Source organism: Sphingomonas sp., from assembly GCF_019746015.1.
Classification (GTDB): Bacteria; Pseudomonadota; Alphaproteobacteria; order Sphingomonadales; family Sphingomonadaceae; genus Sphingomonas.
The window spans coordinates 1-3986 of sequence record NZ_JAIESM010000004.1 but is presented as its reverse complement, the minus strand read 5'-3'; the positions used below and the strand labels follow the sequence as shown (position 1 = coordinate 3986).

5 protein-coding genes and 1 pseudogene are annotated in these 3986 nt (G+C 67.0%); 5 read left to right on the top strand and 1 reads right to left on the bottom strand.

All coding sequences use genetic code 11. The features are described from left to right. Positions 1-576, top strand: a pseudogene (locus K2Y03_RS00305) (cell division protein FtsH); the annotation flags it as partial. A gap of 163 nt (positions 577-739) precedes the next feature. Beyond that, a complete protein-coding gene (locus K2Y03_RS00300) occupies positions 740-1111 on the top strand; it encodes a hypothetical protein (protein WP_294087323.1) in 372 nt (123 codons plus the stop codon). A gap of 8 nt (positions 1112-1119) precedes the next feature. Here the strand turns inward: K2Y03_RS00300 and K2Y03_RS00295 are convergent, their stop codons facing one another. Then, positions 1120-2271: a DUF3667 domain-containing protein gene (locus K2Y03_RS00295; RefSeq protein ID WP_294087322.1), complete on the bottom strand. Its 1152-nt coding sequence runs from the start codon at positions 2269-2271 to the stop codon at positions 1120-1122. Between the two features lie 83 nt (positions 2272-2354). Between K2Y03_RS00295 and K2Y03_RS00290 the strand changes: the two genes are divergently transcribed. The 3 genes from K2Y03_RS00290 to K2Y03_RS00280 are packed head-to-tail and all read left to right on the top strand — an operon-like array spanning position 2355 to position 3811. Next, positions 2355-2981: a nicotinate-nucleotide adenylyltransferase gene (locus K2Y03_RS00290; protein ID WP_294087320.1), complete on the top strand. Its 627-nt coding sequence runs from the start codon at positions 2355-2357 to the stop codon at positions 2979-2981. 17 nt (positions 2982-2998) lie between these two features. Beyond that, positions 2999-3388 (top strand): ribosome silencing factor, encoded by a 390-nt coding sequence (gene rsfS, locus K2Y03_RS00285; RefSeq protein ID WP_294087319.1) that lies wholly within the window; start codon positions 2999-3001, stop codon positions 3386-3388. After that, positions 3389-3811, top strand: coding sequence for a 23S rRNA (pseudouridine(1915)-N(3))-methyltransferase RlmH (locus K2Y03_RS00280; RefSeq protein WP_294087317.1), 423 nt, complete (start codon positions 3389-3391; stop codon positions 3809-3811). Positions 3812-3986: the final 175 nt, after the last annotated feature.

The following is a 3986-nucleotide window of genomic DNA, read 5'->3' as shown; positions in this document are numbered from 1 at the left end:
GGCATGGTGATGCGCCTGCCCGAGCGCGACAGCTACAGCTATCACCGCGACAAGATGTACGCGAACCTGGCGGTGGCAATGGGCGGGCGCGTGGCCGAAGAAGTGATCTTCGGATATGACAAGGTGTCGTCGGGCGCCTCCGGCGACATTCAGAGCGCGACCCAGCTGGCGCGCGCGATGGTGACGCAGTGGGGCATGTCTGACGAGGTCGGCCCGCTCGACTATGGCGAGAGCGACGAAGGCTATCTGGGCTATTCGATGAACCGTGGCCCGTCGATGTCGAACCAGACCGCGCAGCTGATCGATTCCGAGGTCAAGAAGCTGGTCGAGGGCGGGCTGGGCCGTGCGCGCAAGCTGCTGACCGACCATATCGACCAGCTGCACAAGCTGGCCGGCGCGCTGCTCGACTATGAAACGCTGTCGGGTGACGAGATCAAGCGGCTGATCGCGGGCGAGGATATCGGCCGGCCCGATCCCGGCGCCGCCGGCCCCGCCATCCCGGCGGTGGGCGGCTCGGTGCCCAAGACGCGGCGCCCCAGCGGCCCGTTCGGCTCGCCCACGCCCCAGGGCGCGTAAAGCACCTGAACAGGCCGCGTGGCTTCATCCTCGGTTCATTGAACACCAGCAATGAACCGGGGCATGAAATGGGCATGGGACGCGCCAATTGATTGCCGCTGCCCTTTTGTCGCCCATCTTGCCGCTTAGCCCGGCAGGACCGCCGCCGAAAGGAGCTCCCGGAATGCGTTTGCCCGTGCTGACCCTGGTGATTGCCGCCCTCGCCATGCCCGCCGCCGCCCAAGCGATGACGGTGCGCGAATTTCTCGCCAAGACCGATGCGCTGAAGGCCCAGGGGCTGCTGGCGATGACATCGCCCGATATCGGCCTGTTGCGCGACGAGATCAAATCGGCCGGCGCCACCTATCGCGCCGGGCTGGCCCGCGAAATCGCCGCCGGCAGGAAGCCGTCAAGCTGCCCGCCGCCGGTTGGCCAGGTGAAGATGACCAGCGACGACATCATCAAGGAATTCCGCGCGATTCCCGAAGCGCGCCGCAACCAGAGCGTGACCAGCGCCTGGGCCGCGATCATGACGCGGCGCCACCCCTGCCGCTGATCCGCCGTTCAGGACACCACGTTCAGAATGGCAACGAAGAACAAGGTGCCGGAGATCACCGCGCTCACCAGCAGCGCGGCGGTCCGCCAGGCGGCGGCAAAGCGCCCGATGCCATAAGCGCCGCGCAACTGCTTGTAGATGTGCAGCGGCGGCCCGAACGCCAGCATGGTTGCGACGAGACCCGTGGGTGCGCCGATCGCCGCCAGCACGCTCAACCCAACCACGCCCAGCGTCATTGCCGACAATGAATAAATGGCAAAGATCGCATGATCATACGGCCCCACATCGCGCCGGAAGACGAACAGCAGCCAGATGAACGGCAGCGAGATCGGTACCAGCATCCAGCTGAATTTATAGGCGTTGGACTGAACCTTGTAGAAGAACAGCTCCGGTGACTTCAGCGCCTTTTTGAGGCGGGCATCGAGTGACGGGATGCCGGTGTTTATGTCTATTTTGTCCTTCTGGCTGCTGATCGCACCGGCGACGTCCTTCTTGCCGGACGTTACGTCAAGCACGGTGCTGATCGAATCATGCTCCTTGCTCAGCTTGTCGAGCCTGGCATCGATCGCGTCGATTTTGGCATCGAGCGCGTCACGCTCGGCATCGGCCGCGTCGCCATTGCCGATTATGGCCCCGCGCTGGGTGCGCAATTGCACCAGCTGCGTTTTCAACTGCCGCTGCTGCGCTTCCAGCTTGGCAAGCTCCTTGTTCATTTCCGGAATGCTGACCTGAACCGCCCCGCCCTCATTGTCGATCCGGCCCAGCGGCCCGCCGACCGTCTCGAACGTTGCCACCATCAGGAACACCGAGAACAGGAACAGCGCCAGCGGCGACACGAACTTGGCCCGCTCGCCGGCGATGTAGCGCCGCGTCAGGCTGCCCGGCCGCACGAACAGCATTGGCAGCGTCGTCCAGAATTTGCCCTCGAAATGATAGACGCCGTGCAGCACGTCATGCACGATTGACCAAAGCGTGCGGTGCAGGTGCGCCGTCTGGCCGCATTGGTGGCAGAAATCGCCCATCAGCGCGGCCTGGCAATTGGGGCAGGTGGCGGGATGGCCGGCGCCGTGCGCGGTGTGATCGCCCGCGCCGGGTTCCAGCGCGCGGCCGATCAGCCCGCCGGTTGCCAGATCGCCTGCCGCTTCCAACCCGCCTTGCATTGCCGCTCCCCAGTTGCCGGGCACGCTCCCCTGCGCCCGCTGCAACATTGCCACAGGGCGGGGCGCATTATAAAGCGCCGATTATGAAGCGTATCGGCCTGCTGGGCGGCTCGTTCAACCCGGCGCATCGCGGGCACCGTGCGATCAGCCTGGCAGCGATCGCCGCGCTCGATCTGGACGAAGTGTGGTGGCTGGTTTCCCCCGGCAATCCGTTGAAGGCGGGCAGCCCCGACATGGCGCCGCTCACCGTGCGCATGGCATCGGCCCGGCGCGTGGCGCGGCGCGCGCCGATCCGCGCGACCGATATCGAGTGCCGGCTGGGTACGCGCTATACCATCGACACGCTCGACAAGCTGATCGCGCGCTATCCGCGCCACCGCTTCATCTGGCTGATGGGGGCGGATAATCTCGCCCAGTTCCACCGCTGGCGCGACTGGCGGAGAATTGCGCGCCGCACGCCCATTGCGGTGATTGCCCGGCCGGGTTATGAAGGAATTGCCCGGGCGGCACCCGCAACGGGCTGGCTGCGGCACTTCGTCCACCCCGCAGCGCAGGCACAGGATTGGACGAGGTGGAGTCTGCCAGCGCTCGTGCTGTTGCGCTTTCGCCCCGACGATACTTCGGCGACGCGGCTCAGAATGGCCGATCCCGCATGGCAGCGTCATTTTGTCGACAACCCAGACCCTGGCGGGGCGATGGCCCCGTCATAATGCTATCAGGAGTTCCCTTGGCCGCATCCGTAACCGCTTTTCGCTCGCCCGATGCCGACAGCGTCGAGGCGCTCCATCAGCTTGTCCTCTCGTCGCTCGACGATGACCAGGCGGTGGAAACCGTGTCGATCCCGCTGGCGGGCAAGTCGAGCATCGCCGATCACATGGTGATCGCCAGCGGCCGCTCCACGCGCCAGGTCGCGTCGATGGCGTCGAAGCTCACTGAAAAGATCAAGGCCGAGTTCGGCCGCCCGGTGCGCGTGGAAGGCCTGCCGACCGCCGACTGGGTGCTGATCGACGCCGGCGACGTGATCGTCCATCTGTTCCGCCCGGAAGTGCGCAGCTTCTACAATCTGGAGCGGATGTGGGCATTCGGTGACGGGCCGGCCGCGGCCGACAGCCACTAATTGCTGCTGCACATCGTTGCGCGCGGGCGGATCGGCCATGGGCCGGAGGCCGAACTGGTCGAGCGCTACCTGAAACGGCTGGGCACCCGCGCGCGCGTGACCGAGCTGCCCGACAGTGGCGGCCGCCTGCCCCCCGCCCAGACCCCGGCGCGCACCGTGCTGCTCGACGAGACGGGCATGCTCCTCTCCTCCATGGCGCTGGCCGAGCAGATCGGCCGCTGGCGCGACGATGGCGTGCGCGAGGCGCGCTTCATGATCGGCGCGGCCGACGGCTTTTCGGATGCCGAGCGGGCGGGCGCCGACCTGCTGCTGTCGTTCGGGCGGGCGACCTGGCCGCACCTGATGGCGCGCGCGATGCTGGCCGAGCAGCTCTATCGGGCAACCAGCATCCTTGCCAACCACCCCTATCACCGCGAAGGTTGAACCCATGCGACACGCGGCACTGCTGATCGGGCTGGGAGTGGCGGCGGGCGTGCTGGTCGCCGCCGATGACGGGCGCGACCGGCTGGCCGCTGCCAAGCGCGATTCGGCCGCCGCACAGGCCCGCGCCGACCGGCTGGCGGCTGCCGCTGCCGCCGCCGGGGACGAGGCCCGCCGC